The 16153-nt window shown below is 61.6% G+C and carries 14 protein-coding genes; 6 read left to right on the top strand and 8 right to left on the bottom strand.

Features of this window, described 5'->3' with window-relative positions:
• Nucleotides 1-95 precede the first annotated feature (95 nt).
• The gene (locus AC193Q_RS19125; protein WP_121182576.1) at nucleotides 96-1487 is read right to left on the bottom strand and encodes a hypothetical protein; all 1392 of its coding nucleotides are present in this window, start codon (nucleotides 1485-1487) and stop codon (nucleotides 96-98) included.
• 190 nt (nucleotides 1488-1677) lie between these two features.
• On the opposite strand from AC193Q_RS19125, the gene AC193Q_RS19120 reads away from it, so the two are divergent.
• The gene (locus tag AC193Q_RS19120) at nucleotides 1678-3573 is read left to right on the top strand and encodes an FTR1 family protein (protein ID WP_483878698.1); all 1896 of its coding nucleotides are present in this window, start codon (nucleotides 1678-1680) and stop codon (nucleotides 3571-3573) included.
• A gap of 108 nt (nucleotides 3574-3681) precedes the next feature.
• The gene (locus tag AC193Q_RS19115) at nucleotides 3682-4137 is read left to right on the top strand and encodes a YaiI/YqxD family protein (RefSeq protein WP_047297238.1); all 456 of its coding nucleotides are present in this window, start codon (nucleotides 3682-3684) and stop codon (nucleotides 4135-4137) included.
• 138 nt (nucleotides 4138-4275) lie between these two features.
• On the opposite strand, the gene elbB is transcribed toward AC193Q_RS19115, so the two are convergent.
• Complete coding sequence (gene elbB, locus AC193Q_RS19110; RefSeq protein ID WP_145593676.1) at nucleotides 4276-4944, bottom strand: isoprenoid biosynthesis glyoxalase ElbB; 669 nt, start codon at nucleotides 4942-4944, stop codon at nucleotides 4276-4278.
• A gap of 114 nt (nucleotides 4945-5058) precedes the next feature.
• Between elbB and AC193Q_RS19105 the strand changes: the two genes are divergently transcribed.
• Complete coding sequence (locus AC193Q_RS19105; RefSeq protein WP_121182572.1) at nucleotides 5059-6294, top strand: sterol desaturase family protein; 1236 nt, start codon at nucleotides 5059-5061, stop codon at nucleotides 6292-6294.
• Here AC193Q_RS19105 and AC193Q_RS19100 read toward each other — a convergent pair.
• Nucleotides 6275-6922, bottom strand: coding sequence for a DedA family protein (locus AC193Q_RS19100; protein WP_095668047.1), 648 nt, complete (start codon nucleotides 6920-6922; stop codon nucleotides 6275-6277). The genes AC193Q_RS19105 and AC193Q_RS19100 overlap by 20 nt on opposite strands.
• A 207-nt stretch (nucleotides 6923-7129) precedes the next feature.
• On the opposite strand from AC193Q_RS19100, the gene hemB reads away from it, so the two are divergent.
• Both hemB and ppk1 read left to right on the top strand, forming a co-directional pair.
• A complete protein-coding gene (gene hemB, locus AC193Q_RS19095; protein ID WP_047297234.1) occupies nucleotides 7130-8143 on the top strand; it encodes a porphobilinogen synthase in 1014 nt (337 codons plus the stop codon).
• Between the two features lie 18 nt (nucleotides 8144-8161).
• Nucleotides 8162-10387, top strand: a complete 2226-nt coding sequence (gene ppk1, locus AC193Q_RS19090) for a polyphosphate kinase 1 (protein ID WP_041072035.1) — start codon at nucleotides 8162-8164, stop codon at nucleotides 10385-10387.
• Between the two features lie 158 nt (nucleotides 10388-10545).
• On the opposite strand, the gene ppx is transcribed toward ppk1, so the two are convergent.
• The 5 genes from ppx to AC193Q_RS19065 all read right to left on the bottom strand — a co-directional run bounded on the left by ppx (nucleotide 10546) and on the right by AC193Q_RS19065 (nucleotide 15131).
• Nucleotides 10546-12048 (bottom strand): exopolyphosphatase, encoded by a 1503-nt coding sequence (gene ppx / locus AC193Q_RS19085; RefSeq protein WP_182402948.1) that lies wholly within the window; start codon nucleotides 12046-12048, stop codon nucleotides 10546-10548.
• 235 nt (nucleotides 12049-12283) lie between these two features.
• A complete protein-coding gene (locus AC193Q_RS19080) occupies nucleotides 12284-13021 on the bottom strand; it encodes an amino acid ABC transporter ATP-binding protein (protein ID WP_483878697.1) in 738 nt (245 codons plus the stop codon).
• Nucleotides 13008-13658 carry an amino acid ABC transporter permease gene (locus tag AC193Q_RS19075; protein ID WP_041072041.1) on the bottom strand — a complete coding sequence of 217 codons (651 nt, stop codon included), beginning with the start codon at nucleotides 13656-13658 and terminating at the stop codon, nucleotides 13008-13010. Before AC193Q_RS19075 ends, AC193Q_RS19080 begins: the two co-directional genes overlap by 14 nt.
• Entirely contained in the window at nucleotides 13655-14323 is a 669-nt protein-coding gene (locus tag AC193Q_RS19070) for an amino acid ABC transporter permease (protein WP_047297230.1), read from the bottom strand. Before AC193Q_RS19070 ends, AC193Q_RS19075 begins: the two co-directional genes overlap by 4 nt.
• 22 nt (nucleotides 14324-14345) lie before the next feature.
• Nucleotides 14346-15131: a transporter substrate-binding domain-containing protein gene (locus AC193Q_RS19065; RefSeq protein WP_121182570.1), complete on the bottom strand. Its 786-nt coding sequence runs from the start codon at nucleotides 15129-15131 to the stop codon at nucleotides 14346-14348.
• Nucleotides 15132-15387: 256 nt separating this feature from the next.
• Here AC193Q_RS19065 and AC193Q_RS19060 point away from each other — a divergent pair, with 256 nt between their 5' ends.
• Nucleotides 15388-16095, top strand: coding sequence for a FadR/GntR family transcriptional regulator (locus tag AC193Q_RS19060; protein ID WP_315438095.1), 708 nt, complete (start codon nucleotides 15388-15390; stop codon nucleotides 16093-16095).
• The last annotated feature ends 58 nt before the right edge of the window (nucleotides 16096-16153 follow it).

The raw sequence follows: 16153 nt of genomic DNA, 5'->3' as shown, positions 1-16153 counted from the left end.
TGCCGCGTCGCTATAGCGAGGGCGCGGCATTATAAGCGGGCGATGCTGGCCATGTAATAGCTTTTTAATCGCACTTGTTAGTTTGGTGCCATTACTTATTTCAGGCTGGATACTCGATTTTCCACTGAGATGCGGGACTGAAAAGCGCTGCCGTTGGCGTAAATCTGTCCACCGAGCACGCGCAGGCCGATCATCTGCCGGTGCTGGTCGATACGGATCTTCAGCGGTGCCGCAATATTCGACAGGCTGATCAGATGCTCGCCCTTTTTCAGGCGCAGGCGCACAACCTGCGTCAGGTCAGGCAGGGTGCGCCAGGTGCGGGTGTCGGCGTGTTCGAAATTGTCCCAGTGGGTCACGTAGGACGCCTTGCTCGGGTTGCGTCGATTGTCCGTGCCTTGAACATCTGCGGCGAGGAATGCCCGATAGGTTGTGCGCTGGATAATCCCGGGCATGTCGTCACGCAGCGTGCGCAAGGACATTTCGGTGATGCTGTTGACCGTGATCAGTTTTTTCTGGCGACCATCGATACTCACTTGGGTAAGCGGCGGGGTTGAGGTGTCCGGCACCATCACTGGAAACGAAATGTTGGCGACGATGACTTGCCCGTCTGCCAGCTTCACCGGGTACGGCACGCGTACTGAACTGCGGGCAGGTGCCAGCCCGCTTTGCACAATGATCAGCACGTCGCTTTCATCGGCCTTGAGTCCGGGGCTGTCGAGGTCGCGCAGTGCCTGTTGAAAAAAGGCTACGTCCGGGCGCAGTTCAATGGCCTGACGATATCCGGGCGCGGCAAGATCCTTTTCACCCAGCGCTTCATAAGTGAAGCCCGCGAGATAGTGACTGAATGCACTTTGGTAACCGTTTTTCAGGGCAATCACCGCAGGCGATTCGAGCATTACCACCGGGTAGCCCTGCAGATCCCTGTAATGCACACGTGCGCCCTGGGCCTTGGCTGCTTCCTCGATTTTTTCGTATTCCAGCTCCCGTTGCCGAGCGATCAGCGCTTCGCGTTCGTGGGTTTTCTTGATGTCGGCGCGAGCGCCATCGAAGTCATTTAGCGCCAACTGATTGAGGGCCATTTGCGTGGTCAGCATGACCTTTTCATAGTCGTAGCCATCGTAGCGGCGCAGCTTGTCGTTGATGATGCTGCCCCAGTGATCGCCCATTGCAGCAAGCAACTTGTCGCCAGTGGTCTGGATTGTGTCCTGGCGTTCGATAATCATCTGTTCGGCGCTGCGCCAACTGGTCTGGCTTTGCGCAAAATCGCCGCCGGCACTGAGTACGGCGCCTTTTTCGAAGTAGTAGAGCAGGTCTTTTTCCGGGTCCGGATTGTTCGCTTCGATCACTGACAGGGCACCTTCGATGTTGCCGTTTTTGAGCGGCGCGGTGGTCTGTTGCAGCTCCAGATCGTAATTGCGATACGCACCGCAACCGTTCAGTTGCACAACGGTGGCGATCAACAGGGGTAGCAGCAAGCTATGGCGCATGAAGAGGGGTCGTCCTTGAGCGGCGAATGCAATGAGGTGGCGCAGTATAGAGTGCGGTAGTGGCCAAGTGATTTTTCCGTTTTCGCAGGTTCATGGCCCCCGTCCCAGGTGGCGTACGTCGACAACGCTTGAGTGAAAAGCGTTCGAAGTGAACAATATGTAACTTCGCATTTCCATTTGAGACTCATTCATGACTGCCGCGTCCCGATTTCTGGCCTGGCTGGTGTTCCCGTTGTGCGCCCTGAGCAGCTTCAACCTGCTGGCCGACACGGTGGAAGGCGCCCCGCAAGCGCTGCACCTGCTCGATTACATCAGCGCCGACTACCCGCCGACGGTCGAAGCGGGCAAGGTCGTCGACGACGGCGAATACCGCGAGCAGCTGGAATTCACCCAAGTGCTGCAAGGACTGATCGGCGGTCTGCCGGCCAAACCGGAGAAGGCTGCGCTGGAGCAGGGCGTCGAAGCTCTGCATGCGGCTATCACGGCAAAGCAGGACGGTGCCGACGTCGCCCGTCAGGCCCGGCAACTGGGGGCGAAACTGGCGGTGGCGTATGAGGTCAGCCAGGCGCCGATCATCACGCCGGATCCGACCCGTGGCGCGCCGCTGTATGCGCAAAACTGCTCGGTTTGTCACGGTGCCAACGGGGCCGGTGACGGTCCGGCAGGTCTCGGCATGGCGCCGCCACCGGCCAACCTGCGCGATTCCGCGCGGATGGATCATCTGAGCCTGTACGCGATCTACAGCACCCTCGGCCAAGGTGTCGAAGGCACCGACATGCCGGCGTTCGCCGATCAACTGGACGACCGTCAGCGCTGGGACCTGGCGACCTACATCGCCGGTTTCAGCGCCGACCCGGCCGCCGCCAAGTCCGACAAGACCTTCAATATCGCTGATCTGGCACGCCAGACGCCGGCCGAAGTACAGGCTGCCGAAGGTGCGCCAGTCGCCGCGACCTTCCGTGCCCAGCGCGCCCAGCCACCGCAGGTCAAACGCGGCCCGGCGCAATTGCTCGACTACACTGCCGCGACGCTGGACAAAAGCCTGGCGGCGTACCGCGCCGGTGATCGTGATCAGGCCTATGACCTGTCGGTGGCGGCGTATCTGGAAGGTTTCGAACTGGTCGAAAGTTCGCTGGATAACGTCGACGCCAACGTACGCAAGGACACCGAAAAATCGCTGATGGCCTACCGTCAGTCGTTGCAGGACGGTCTGCCGGTGGCGCAGGCCGAAGAGCGCCTGGCCGCGGCCAAGGGCAAGCTCAAAGCGTCTGCCGAGCTGCTCGGCAGCGATGGCCTGAGCTGGTCGCTGAGCTACATCTCCGGTCTGCTGATTCTGCTGCGCGAAGGCCTCGAAGCGATTCTGGTGCTGGCGGCGATCCTCGCGTTCCTGCGCAATACCGGCCAGCAATCGGCGGTGCGCAGCGTCAACGTCGGCTGGGGCCTGGCGCTGCTCGCCGGTCTGGGTACCTGGGCGCTGGCGGCGTATGTGATCGACGTCAGCGGCTCGCAGCGTGAACTGCTCGAAGGCGCGACGGCGCTGTTCGCCAGCGTCATGGTGCTGTGGCTCGGTGTGTGGATGCACGACCGGCGCCACGCTGCAGCCTGGCAGGACTACATCAAACAGAGTCTGGTGGGCGGCGGCGGGCGTTTCGGCTTCGCGATCCTCGCGTTTTTCTCGGTGTATCGCGAGTTGTTCGAAGTGATCCTGTTCTACGAAACGCTGTGGCTGCAGGCCGGTCCCGCCGGGCATGATGCGGTGCTGGCCGGTGGTGCGACGGCGCTGGTGCTGCTGATCGGTCTGGCCTGGGTGATCCTGCGTGGCTCGGCGAAACTGCCGCTGGCGCTGTTCTTCAGCATCAACGCCGGTCTGCTCTGCGCGTTGTCGGTGGTGTTCGCCGGGCATGGCGTGAAGGCGTTGCAGGAAGCCGGGATCTTCGGCACACGGCCGGTGGCGTTCTTCGATTTCGACTGGCTGGGGATTCATGCCGACGCTTATTCGCTATCGGCGCAGGCCGTGGCGATTCTGGCGATTGTCGTGTTGTATGGGCGCAGCCGGATGGTTGAGAAGAAGCGGGTGATTGCTTAAGAGCATTCGCTGCGCTCACATTCGCGGGCAAGCCACGCTCCCACAGGTTTAGCGTTAACCTTGTGGCTGCGCGGCTTGCCCGCGATGCTTTTAGAAGAGGAAAAAATGATGCGCGTATGGATCGATGCCGACGCCTGCCCGCGGGCCGCCAAGGAGCTGGTGGTGAAGTTCGCCCTCAAGCGCCGGTTCGAAGTGGTGCTGGTGGCGGGGCAACCGCAGATCAAGCCGGGGCTGGCCATCGTCAAACTGATCGTGGTGCCCAGCGGCCCGGATGCGGCGGACGATTATCTGGTCGAGCACGCGGTGCCCGGAGAGCTGGTGATCTGCAGCGATATTCCGCTGGCCGATCGCCTGGTGAAGAAAGGTGTGGCAGCGCTGGACCCGCGCGGCAAGGAGTTCGACGCGCAGAACATGGGCGAGCGCCTGGCCGTGCGCAACCTGTTCACCGACCTGCGTGAGCAGGGTCAGATCAGCGGCGGCCCGGCACCGTTCGGCGAGCGTGAGAAACAGGCGTTTGCCAATGCACTGGACAGGATCCTCACGCGCCTTGCACGTCAGTCCTGATTCAACCGTATTCCTGTGGTGAGGGGATTTATCCCCGATGGCCTGCACAGCAGGCCCAATGCTTCAAGATGCAAAGGGCTGCTGCGCAGCCATCGGGGATAAATCCCCTCACCACGAAAACCCTTCAGAAAGGTCGCATCAAACATCGTTCTCGTGCGTCAGTTCGAGCACCCGGTCGACCAGCTTGTTGATCCCCGAAGCCGCCTCACTGATGTTCTGCGCCAGCATGTAGGCCGGGGTGGTCACCAGTTTGCGCGCCTTGTCTTCGATGATCTCGCTCACCGCACAGTCTTCGTGGGTGGCGCCCATCTTGTTCATCGCGGTGGCGGTATCGGCATCGTTGCCGATGGTGCAGGTTACGCCCGGGCCGTAGATTTTCGCCGCCAGTGCCGGCGAGATGCACATCAGACCCACCGGTTTGCCCGCTTCGGCAAACGCTTCAGCCAAGGCCAGCACCTCAGGCTGTACCGTGCAGCCGGCACCTTCTACGGCGAAGTTCGAGAGGTTCTTCGCGGCGCCAAAGCCGCCAGGCACGATCAGCGCGTCGAAGTCTTCGACGTCGGCCTCACGGATGTCCTTGATGTTGCCGCGGGCAATGCGCGCCGATTCCACCAGGACGTTGCGCGTTTCGGGCATTTCTTCACCGGTCAGGTGATTGATCACATGCAATTGCGCGATGTTCGGCGCGAAGCACTGCACCTGCGCGCCGCGTTGATCCAGGCGCAACAGGGTGATGACGCTCTCGTGGATCTCGGCGCCATCGTACACGCCGCTGCCGGACAGGATCACTGCAACTTTTTTGCTCATGGGTTTCTCTCCAGATTCATGGCGCTAAATGTCCACTAAATTGTCGTACGTTGCCATAGGGGAAAAGGGCGGCTAGACCTAGGATCTGTCCATAGAATCCGACCGGGGCGCGCCATGGACTTCATTCTGTATGCAGTGCCGTTTTTCTTCGTGCTGATTGCCGCCGAACTGCTTGCCGATCGCTGGCGCGGGACCCGACACTATCGCCTCGCCGACTCGGTCAACAGCCTCAGCGCCGGGGTGTTGTCGACCACTACCGGGCTGCTGGGCAAGGGTGTCGGGCTGCTCACGTATGCGTTTGCCCTGGAACACCTGGCGCTGCTCAGGTTGCCGGCAGACAGTCTCCGGGTCTGGGTGCTGGCCTTTGTCTTCTATGACTTCTGCTACTACTGGCTGCATCGCCTGGGCCACGAGCGCAACATCCTCTGGGCCGCGCATTCGGTGCATCACCAGAGCGAGGAGTACAACCTCTCCACGGCGTTGCGCCAGACCAGTACCGGATTTGTGCTGGGCTGGATCTTCTACCTGCCGATGGCCGTGCTTGGCGTGCCGCTGCTGGTATTCGTCAGCGTCGCGGCGATGAATCTGCTGTATCAGTTCTGGGTTCACACCCGGCACATTCCCAAGCTCGGCTGGTTCGAGTGGTTCTTCGTCACGCCATCCAATCATCGGGCCCACCATGCACAGAACGCTCTCTACATGGATCGCAACTACGGCGGGGTGTTCATTCTTTGGGATCGGTTGTTCGGTACGTTTCAGGAAGAGGACGACAACGAGCCGGTGATTTTCGGTGTGACCACGCCGCTGGCGAGCTGGAATCCGCTGTGGGCCAATGTGCAGTTCTATGTGCAGTTGTGGGACGACGCACGCCGCACCGAAAGCCTTTGGGACAAGCTGCGGATCTGGTTCATGCGCACTGGCTGGCGTCCGGCGGATGTGGCGGCGAAGTACCCGCTGACCAAACCCGACTTGAGCCGCTTCCGCAAGTACGAGGTGCCGCTCGACAGCCGTCGCCAGTGGTATGTGGCGCTGCAGTTCTGCGTCTATATCGCGCTGGGCAGTGACCTGATGGGGCGGGCGCAACATCTGTCGACCGCCGCGCTGCTACTGGGGTGGGGTGTAGTAGCGTGGGGTTTGTTCGTGCTGGGGGTGATGCTGGAGAATCGCCCGTGGGCGTTGCGGGTCGAGCTGCTGCGGCTGGGGTCGAATGTGCCGCTGGTGTGGCTGGCGCCGCTGCTCGGGCTATGGCCGGCCAGCCCGTTGGCCTGGGCTGGTCTGCTCGGTTACAGCCTGCTCAGTGGCATCGGGCTGTATGGCTGTCGCCAGCGTGTTACTCGGCTGGCGTCTTAGGCTCGGCGGGTTTTGACTGTTCTGCCTGAAGCAGTGCGGCTTTTGCGGCTTGTTCATCGGCGTAAACCTGCTTGGCCAGGCGCGCATTCTTGAAGCGGCGACGCAGCCACAGGCCGACACCCAACACCAGCAGCGCGCCGAGTACCCACAACTCGTACTTTTTGATGCTGCCGAGCATGCCTTCGAGCACCGCGCCGAAATGGTAAGCGGCGGCTGCCAGGGCAGTGGCCCAGATCGCTGCGCCGATGCCGTTGAGCAGCAGGTAGCGTCCCGGCGGATAACCCGACAGGCCGATCGCCACCGGCATCACCGTGCGCAGGCCGTAAACGAAGCGGAAGCTCAGAACCCAGATGTCCGGATGCTTGCGGATATGTTCCAGCGCGCGGTCGCCCATCATCTGCCAGCGCGGCTTGCGCGCGAGCAATTTACGCCCGTGCTTGCGCCCCAGGAAGTACCACAGCTGATCGCCGGCATAGCTGCCGAAGAACGCCACGACCACCACCAGGTTGATGTCCATGTATCCACGGAACGCGAGGAAGCCTGCGAGCACCAGAATGGTTTCGCCTTCGAAGAACGTGCCGAGAAACAGGGCAAAGTAGCCGAAGTCATGCAGAAATTGTTGGAGCATTGTCTGGGTGCTGGCGAAATGAACGCGCAGCCTAACCCTTCGGACACATTCAGGAAAGTGTCGAAATGTGTCTCGACGTGAACAATTCCTACGCTAACAATGGAATGCGGCTACATGTCACGGGGTACGCACAACTGTAATCTGTTCGTCATAATGGCCGTCTATAACTGTCACGCTCGCCCGTATGCGCGGGCTCAGGAGTCTGCCGTGAGCTTTACCCCTGCCAACCGTTTGTTCCCCGCTACCCGTTTGCGCCGCAACCGTCGCGATGATTTTTCGCGTCGGCTGGTACGGGAAAACGTGCTGACGGTCGATGACCTGATCCTGCCGGTGTTCGTGCTTGACGGTGAGAACCGTCGCGAAGCCGTGGCCTCGATGCCCGGTGTCGAGCGCCTGACCATCGATCTGCTGCTGGAAGAAGCGGCGAAATGGGTCGAACTGGGCATTCCGGCGCTGGCGCTGTTCCCGGTCACGCCTGTCGAACTGAAATCCCTCGATGCCGCCGAAGCCTGGAACCCTCAGGGCATTGCCCAGCGCGCCACTCGTGCGTTGCGTGAACGGTTTCCCGAGCTGGGAGTGATCACTGACGTCGCCCTCGATCCGTTCACCACCCATGGGCAGGACGGCATTCTCGACGAAGATGGCTACGTGCAGAACGACATCACGGTCGACGCACTGGTCAAGCAGGCGCTGTCCCACGCCGAAGCCGGCGCTCAGGTCGTGGCACCGTCAGACATGATGGACGGTCGGATTCAGGCGATCCGTGAAGCGCTGGAGATCGCCGGCCACGTCAATGTGCGGATCATGGCCTACTCGGCCAAGTACGCCAGCGCCTATTACGGGCCGTTCCGCGATGCCGTGGGTTCGGCAGCGAATCTGGGCAAGGCCAACAAAGCCTCGTATCAGATGGACCCGGCCAACAGCGATGAAGCGTTGCACGAAGTCGGCGCCGACTTGTCTGAAGGCGCGGACATGGTCATGGTCAAACCCGGCATGCCGTACCTGGACATTCTTTTCCGGGTAAAAGATGCCTTCAAAGTGCCGACCTTCGTCTATCAGGTTAGCGGCGAATACGCCATGCATATGGCGGCGATCCAGAATGGCTGGTTGAGCGAGGCGGTGATTCTCGAGTCACTGACCGCCTTTAAACGTGCCGGCGCTGATGGCATCCTGACTTACTTTGCTGTCCGCGCCGCTCAATTGTTACGAGAGCAGAAATAGCCCTCCCAGGAACATTCGATGAATACCGAAGGACTCACTGAAGTTGCCGTAAAAGAAGCTCAACCGGTGGTGGAGCAAATCACCGAAACCCCGCCGGAACTCGAGCCTGCGCCACCCGCGCCGGTCACCGAAGCCGTCGCGGCGGCGCCAGTGATTGCGATCCCGGGGCTGGATGACAGCAGCCTGTACATCCACCGCGAGCTTTCGCAACTGCAGTTCAACATCCGCGTGCTGGAGCAGGCGCTGGATGAGTCCTATCCGTTGCTGGAGCGGCTGAAGTTCCTGCTGATCTTCTCCAGCAACCTCGACGAATTTTTCGAAATCCGCGTCGCCGGCCTGAAAAAGCAGATCACCTTCGCCCGGGAACAGGCTGGTGCCGATGGTCTGCAACCGCACCAGGCGCTGGCGCGGATCAGCGAGCTGGTGCACGGTCACGTTGATCGCCAGTACGCGATCCTCAACGACATCCTCCTGCCGGAGCTGGAAAAGCATCAGGTGCGCTTCATCCGTCGCCGTCACTGGACGACCAAGATCAAGACTTGGGTGCGCCGCTACTTCCGCGACGAGATCGCGCCGATCATCACCCCGATCGGCCTCGACCCGACGCATCCATTCCCGTTGCTGGTAAACAAGAGCCTGAACTTCATCGTCGAACTGGAAGGTATCGACGCCTTCGGTCGCGATTCCGGTCTGGCGATCATTCCGGCACCGCGCCTGCTGCCTCGGATCATCAAGGTTCCGGAAGAAGTCGGCGGCCCGGGCGACAACTATGTGTTCCTGTCGTCGATGATCCACGCCCACGCCGATGACCTGTTCCAGGGCATGAAGGTCAAGGGCTGCTACCAGTTCCGCCTGACCCGAAACGCCGATCTGGCGCTCGACTCCGAAGACGTCGAAGACCTTGCGCGCGCCCTGCGTGGCGAGCTGTTCTCGCGGCGCTACGGCGATGCGGTGCGTCTGGAAGTCGCCGACACCTGCCCGAAACACCTCTCGGACTACTTGCTCAAGCAGTTCAACCTGAGCGAGACCGAGCTGTATCAGGTCAACGGCCCGGTCAACCTGACCCGACTGTTCAGCATCACCGGTCTGGACAGTCACCCGGAGCTGCAATACACGCCGTTCACCCCGCAGATCCCGAAACTGCTGCAGAACAGCGAGAACATTTTCAGTGTCGTCAGCAAGCAGGACATCCTGTTGCTGCACCCGTTCGAGTCGTTCACCCCGGTGGTCGACCTGCTGCGCCAGGCGGCGAAAGACCCGCATGTCTTGGCCGTGCGCCAGACCCTGTACCGCTCCGGCGCCAACTCGGAAATCGTCGATGCGCTGGTGGACGCCGCGCGCAACGGCAAGGAAGTGACGGCGGTCATCGAACTGCGCGCACGCTTCGACGAAGAGTCCAACCTGCAACTGGCCAGCCGTCTGCAAGCGGCCGGTGCGGTAGTGATTTACGGCGTGGTCGGCTTCAAGACCCACGCCAAGATGATGCTGATCCTGCGTCGCGAGGCCGGCGAGATCGTGCGTTACGCGCACCTCGGCACCGGTAACTACCACGCCGGCAACGCCCGTCTGTACACCGACTACAGCCTGCTGACCTCCGACGACGCCTTGTGCGAAGACGTTGGCAAGCTGTTCAGCCAGTTGATCGGCATGGGCAAGACGCTGCGCATGAAGAAGCTGCTGCATGCGCCGTTCACTTTGAAGAAGGGCATGCTCGACATGATTGCCCGGGAAACCCAGTTCGCCGTCGAAGGCAAACCGGCGCACATCATCGCCAAGTTCAACTCGCTGACCGATCCGAAGATCATCCGCGCGCTGTACAAGGCCAGCCAGTCCGGCGTGCGCATCGATCTGGTGGTGCGCGGGATGTGCTGCCTGCGTCCGGGCATTGCCGGGGTTTCGCACAATATCCATGTGCGCTCGATCATCGGTCGCTTCCTTGAACACACTCGAGTGTTCTACTTCCTCAACGGCGGCGAGGAGCAGATGTTCCTCTCCAGTGCCGACTGGATGGAGCGCAACCTCGACAAGCGCGTCGAGACTTGCTTCCCGGTGGAAGGCAAGAAGCTGCTGACCCGCGTGAAGAAAGAGCTGGAGCTGTACCTGACCGACAACACCCACAGCTGGAGCCTGCAGTCGGATGGTCGATACATCCGCAACACGCCAACCGGCAACCAGAACCCGCGCAGCGCGCAGGCGACGTTGCTGGAGCGGCTGGGCAGCCCGATTCTGCCGGTGAGCAGCTAAGCCTCGGTTTCAGGTGAAATAAAAAGGCGATCCCTCGGGATCGCCTTTTTTGTATGCCAAACACCGACCTGTGTAGGAGCTGCCGCAGGCTGCGATCTTTTGATCTTGCCGTTTAAAGAGCAAAAGATCGCAGCCTGCGGCAGCTCCTACAGGGGTTATCAGTGGACTGTCAGCACGATGCCCACCCGGGTCAGCCAGTCGGCTTCGAGACCAAAGTCAGCCTGAGTCAGCTGATTCTCATCCAGCCAGTGCTCCGGGAATTCCACGTCGAGCGTGTTGCCCTTGGCGTGCAGCGCCACTTGCGGCATCGCCTGGGTACCACGGATGTGGTGGAACAGGATCGCGAAGCGCAGCAGCACGCACAGGCGGATCAGCTTGTCGCCGTCGTCACCGAACTCGGCGAACTTGTCCTTGGGAATGTTGCGGCGGTGGCCACGCACCAGCAGGGCGAGCATTTGCTGGTCTTCGCGGGAGAATCCGGCGAGGTCCGAGTGCTCGATCAGGTAGGCGCCGTGCTTGTGATAGTGGTAGTGCGCGATGTCGAGGCCGACTTCGTGGACTTTCGCCGCCCAGCCGAGCAGTTCGCGCCAGATGCCGTCATCCAGCTCCCAGTCTGCAGCGACCTGATCAAAGGCGTGCAGCGCTTTGCGTTCAACCCGCGCCGCTTGTTCCAGGTCGACGTGATAGCGCTCCATCAACGAAGTCAGGGTGCGCTCGCGCACGTCTTCGTGGTGATGGCGGCCAAGCAGGTCGTAGAGCACGCCTTCACGCAGCGCGCCTTCGCAGTGATCCATGCGTTGCAGTTCGAGGGCGTCGAAGATCGCTTCGAGAATCGCCAGACCCGCGGGGAAGATCGCCCGGCGGTCAGGTTTGATGCCTTCGAAATCGATCTTGTCGACGTCACCCAGTTTGAACAGGCGACGCTTGAGCCAGGCCAGGCCTTCGGCATTCACTTCGCCGGTGCCATGCCCGCCGGCCTTCAGCGCCAGGCCGATGGCGCGGATGGTGCCCGAGGAGCCGATGGCTTCATCCCAGGTCAGGCGGTGCAGGGCGTGTTCGATGCTCATGATCTCCAGCCGCGCCGCCGTGTACGCCTGAGCGTAACGAGCCGGGGTGATCTTGCCGTCCTTGAAGTAGCGCTGGGTGAAGCTGACGCAGCCCATTTGCAGGCTTTCGCGCAGCAGCGGTTCAAACCGCTGCCCGATGATGAATTCGGTACTGCCACCGCCGATGTCGGCCACCAGGCGCTTGCCCGGGGTGTCGGCGAGGGTGTGTGACACGCCCAGATAAATCAGCCGCGCTTCTTCACGGCCGGAGATGACTTCCACCGGGTGACCGAGGATTTCTTCGGCGCGGTGGATGAATTCCAGGCGATTGCGTGCTTCGCGCAGGGCGTTGGTGCCGACGATCCGCACAGCGCCCAGCGGCATGCCGTTGATCAGTTGGGCAAAACGCTTGAGGCAATCGAGCCCGCGCTGCATCGATTCTTCATTGAGATGGCGCTCGTCGTCGATGCCGGCGGCAAGCTGCACTTTCTCTCCGAGGCGCTCCAGAATGCGGATTTCACCGTTCTGGGCCTTGGCCACGACCATGTGGAAGCTGTTGGAGCCCAGGTCGATTGCGGCGATCAGGGACAGATTCTTGGCTTTGGATTGCGGCATGGTCAGGGGGTCTCGGTCGATAACCCCGCCATCGTGCCACGATCAAACGCTGGCGCCAACGCGCATGGTTCAAACCGTTGATCCTGCGCATAAAAAGCTTGAGACCGCGGCGCGGCCATTCGCGAGCAGGCTCGCTCCCACAGGTTTTGCAGCGAACTCACCATAGTGGTCCGACAGAGTTCCCTGTGGGAGCGAGCCTGCTCGCGAAGGCGTCCGCCCCCTCACTACGGCTATTTCAGGCTGTCGCTTCCACCGTGCCAATGAAATTCGCCAGCTCCGCCGTCTGCGGGTTGGCAAACAACACCTTCGGATCCCCCACTTCATGCACCTTGCCATGGTGCATGAACACCAGTTTGTCGCCGACTTCCCGGGCGAAACGCATTTCGTGGGTGACCATGATCAGCGTCATGCCTTCTTTCGCCAGTTGGCGCACCACGGCCAGCACTTCATTGACCAGTTCCGGGTCCAGCGCCGAAGTGATTTCATCGCACAGCAACACTTTCGGCGACATCGCCAGTGCCCGGGCAATCGCCACGCGCTGTTGCTGCCCGCCAGACAACCGATCCGGAAACGCATCGAACTTCTCTCCCAGGCCGACGCGTTCGAGCATCTTGCGCGCCAGTTCGGCCGCCCTGGTCTTCGGTACTTTCTGCACCACTTGCGGCGCGAGCATCACGTTTTCGCCCACGGTCAGGTGCGGGAACAGGTTGAACTGCTGGAACACCATGCCGACTTTCTGCCGCAGGCTGCGCAGGTCGGCGCGGGCGGCGTCGAGGTACTCGCCGTCGACTTCGATTACCCCGTCATTGATCGACTCCAGGCCATTGAGGGTGCGCAGCAGGGTCGATTTGCCCGAGCCGCTGCGGCCGATGATCGCCACCACCTGGCCTTCCTCGACGCTCAGGTCGATGCCTTTGAGCACGTGGTGATCGCCGTAGTATTTATGCAGGGCGGAAATTCTAAGCAGAGGCATGCAGTCTCCTTTCCAGGTAGCGCGCACTGAGCGACAAGGGGTAGCAGAGCAGGAAGTAGCCGAGGGCGACGAGGCCGTAGACCATGAACGGTTCGAACGTGGCGTTGGCGAGCATGCCGCCGGTCTTGGTCAGCTCGGTGAAGCCGATGATCGAGGTCACCGCCGTGCCTTTGACCACTTGCACCGAGAAGCCCACGGTCGGCGCGACCGCGATGCGCAGCGCCTGCGGCAGGATCACGTAGCGCAGTTGCTCCAGCGGATTCAGCGCCAGGCTCGATGACGCTTCCCACTGACCGTGGGGGATCGCTTCGACGCAACCGCGCCAGATCTCCGCCAGATAGGCACTGGTAAACAGCGTCAGGGCAATCGCCGCGGCCATCCACGGAGAGATTTCGATCCCGGCCAGCGCCACGCCGAAGAACACCAGAAACAGCTGCATCAGCAGCGGTGTGCCCTGGAACAGTTCGATCCAGGTGCGGGCAATGTTGCTCGGCAACGGGTTTTTCGAGATGCGCATGACCAGAATCAGCAACCCGACGATCCCGCCACCAATGAACGCCACCAGCGACAGCGCCAGCGTCCACTGCAGGCCGGTGAGCAGGTTGCGCAGGATGTCCCAGAAGGTGAAGTCGCTCATCGGCTGCTCCTCGCGATATAGCGGCGGCCGACCCAGTTCAGCAACTGGCGGATCAGCAGCGCCATGCACAGGTAGATCAGCGTGGTCAGCGCGTAGGTTTCAAAGGCGCGGAAGTTGCGCGACTGAATGAAGTTGGCAGCGAAGCTCAGCTCCTCGGTGGCGATCTGCGAACACACCGCCGAGCCGAGCATGACGATGATGATCTGGCTGCTCAGTGCCGGCCAGACCTTGCCCAGCGCCGGCAGCAGGATCACATGGCGGAACGCTTCGAAACGGCTCATCGCCAGTGCGGCAGCGGCTTCCAGCTGCCCGCGCGGAATCGCCTGGATGCCCGCGCGGATGATCTCGGTCGAGTACGCGCCGAGGTTGATCACCATTGCCAGCACCGCCGCCTGCCACTCGGAAATCTGCACCCCGAGCGACGGCAGGCCGAAAAAGATGAAAAACAGCTGCACCAGAAATGGCGTGTTGCGGATCAACTCGACGTAGACGCCGAAGAGTGCCGAGAACGGGCGAATGTTCCACGCCCGTACCAACGCGCCAACGATGCCCACTCCGACTCCGAACAGCGCGCCAATCGCCGTCAGTTCCAGGGTGAACAGAGCGCCGCGCAGCAGCAGGTCGGTGTTTTGCACCACCGGCATGAAATCGAACTGATAAGCCATCAATTGTCTCCCGCGCGATCGATCAGAGATCGGCCGGCAGCGGCTCTTTGAGCCAGGTCTGCGAGTTTTTCTCCAGCGCGCCGTCGGCCTTGGCGGTGGCGAGAATCTCGTTGACCTTGCCCAGCAGCGCCGGCTCGTTCTTGTTCACGCCGACGTAGACCGGCGAATCCTTGAGCTTCACTTTCAGCGCCGGCACGCGTTTCGGGTTCTTCTCGCTGATCGCCACCATCACCACGTTGCCGCTGGCGATCAGATCGACCTGACCTGCCAGATAGGCGGCAATGGTCGAGTTGTTGTCTTCGAAGCGCTTGATGGTCACGCCTTCGGGAGCGACCTTGGTCAACTCGATGTCTTCGATGGCGCCACGGGTGACGCTGATGGTCTTGCCCTTGAGGTCGTCGAGGCTGCTGATCGCTGCGTCAGGCGGACCAAACACCGCGAGGTAGAACGGCGCATAGGCGTGGGAGAAGTCGATGACCTTTTCGCGCTCCGGGTTCTTGCCGAGGCTGGAAATCACCAGATCGACCTTGCCGGTGGTCAGGAACGGGATGCGGTTGGTGCTGTTGACCGGGGTCAGTTCGAGTTTGACCTTGAGCTGCTCGGCCAGCAGTTTGGCCGTGTCGATGTCCAGGCCACGGGGTTTCATGTCCGGGCCGACCGAGCCGAACGGCGGGAAGTCCTGAGGCACGGCGACTTTCAGTGTGCCGCGTTTGACCACGTCTTCCAGACCGTCGGCGTGGGCGGGCACCTGGCTCAGCATCAGGCTGGCAAACAGGGCGGTGAGGAGGGCGCTGTAACGCAGGCTCATGGCAAATCTCCGGATCGGCGGGAAGTGTTTTCTGCGATCGGACAGAGCATGCGCCGTGCCAACACCGCGCCAGATGCCGCGCAGGCCGCGGATTTGGCGTGTTCTTTCGGTCTTACTGGTCTGAACAGTCAGGATGTTTTTCGCACCTCGATAGCGCATTGCGTCAAGGCGTCGAACCCCGCTGGGGCACGACTTGCCGGATCCGGCGAATAGCTTTACAACTAGCCGCACCTTGGCCTGACTCATCTTAAAAACCATGAACTCGATCTCCCGCGCCGTACCCGAAGTGGCGCTGCAAGCGATCCGCAAACTGATCACCGAACAGGGGTTCGGTGCGGGCGATGCGTTGCCGTCGCAACGGGATCTGGCGGTGCAACTGGGGGTCAGTCGGGCGTCGTTGCGCGAGGCGCTGTCGTCGCTCAGTGCGCTGGGCGTGGTCAGCATCCAGCCGGGCAAAGGCGTGTTCGTGCTGGCACCGGTGGACATTGCGCAGGGTGACCATGCGCCGGGCTGGCCGTTTGCGGCGCAGGCCTCGCCGCTGGACATCTTTCAGTTGCGCTATGCGCTGGAGGGGTTTGCCGCCGGGCTGGCGGCGGTGACCTTGAGCACGATCGATCTGGATGCGCTGGAGGACAACGTTGCGGCAATGCGCGAGCAATTGAAGGCTGGGGACTTCGAGGCCGCAGCGAAACTCGACTTCGAATTCCACCGGCGCATCCTGTTGGCCAGCGGCAATCAGGCGATGCTGAGCATCCTCACCGCCAGCGCCGAGATCTTTCTGGAGAGCCAGAAGCTACCGTTCATCCGCGCCGAACGGGCGATGGAGACCTGGCAGGAACACCGCAAGATCCTTCGTGCCCTCGCGCGCCGGGCTTCCGCCGCCGCCCAGAAGGCCATGCAAGAGCACGTGCGCAACGCGGCGCTGCGCACCGGGATCGCCTTCATCGCCCCCGCCGCCGCGTGACTTGGGCTATACCCAGACTCATGGGGCGCCATAGCAAGACTCAATCAACTGCGGCTTC

Source organism: Pseudomonas sp. F2 (assembly GCF_057174385.1).
The sequence above is the reverse complement of the archived record's forward strand: the minus strand, read 5'-3'. Positions and strand labels throughout refer to the sequence as shown.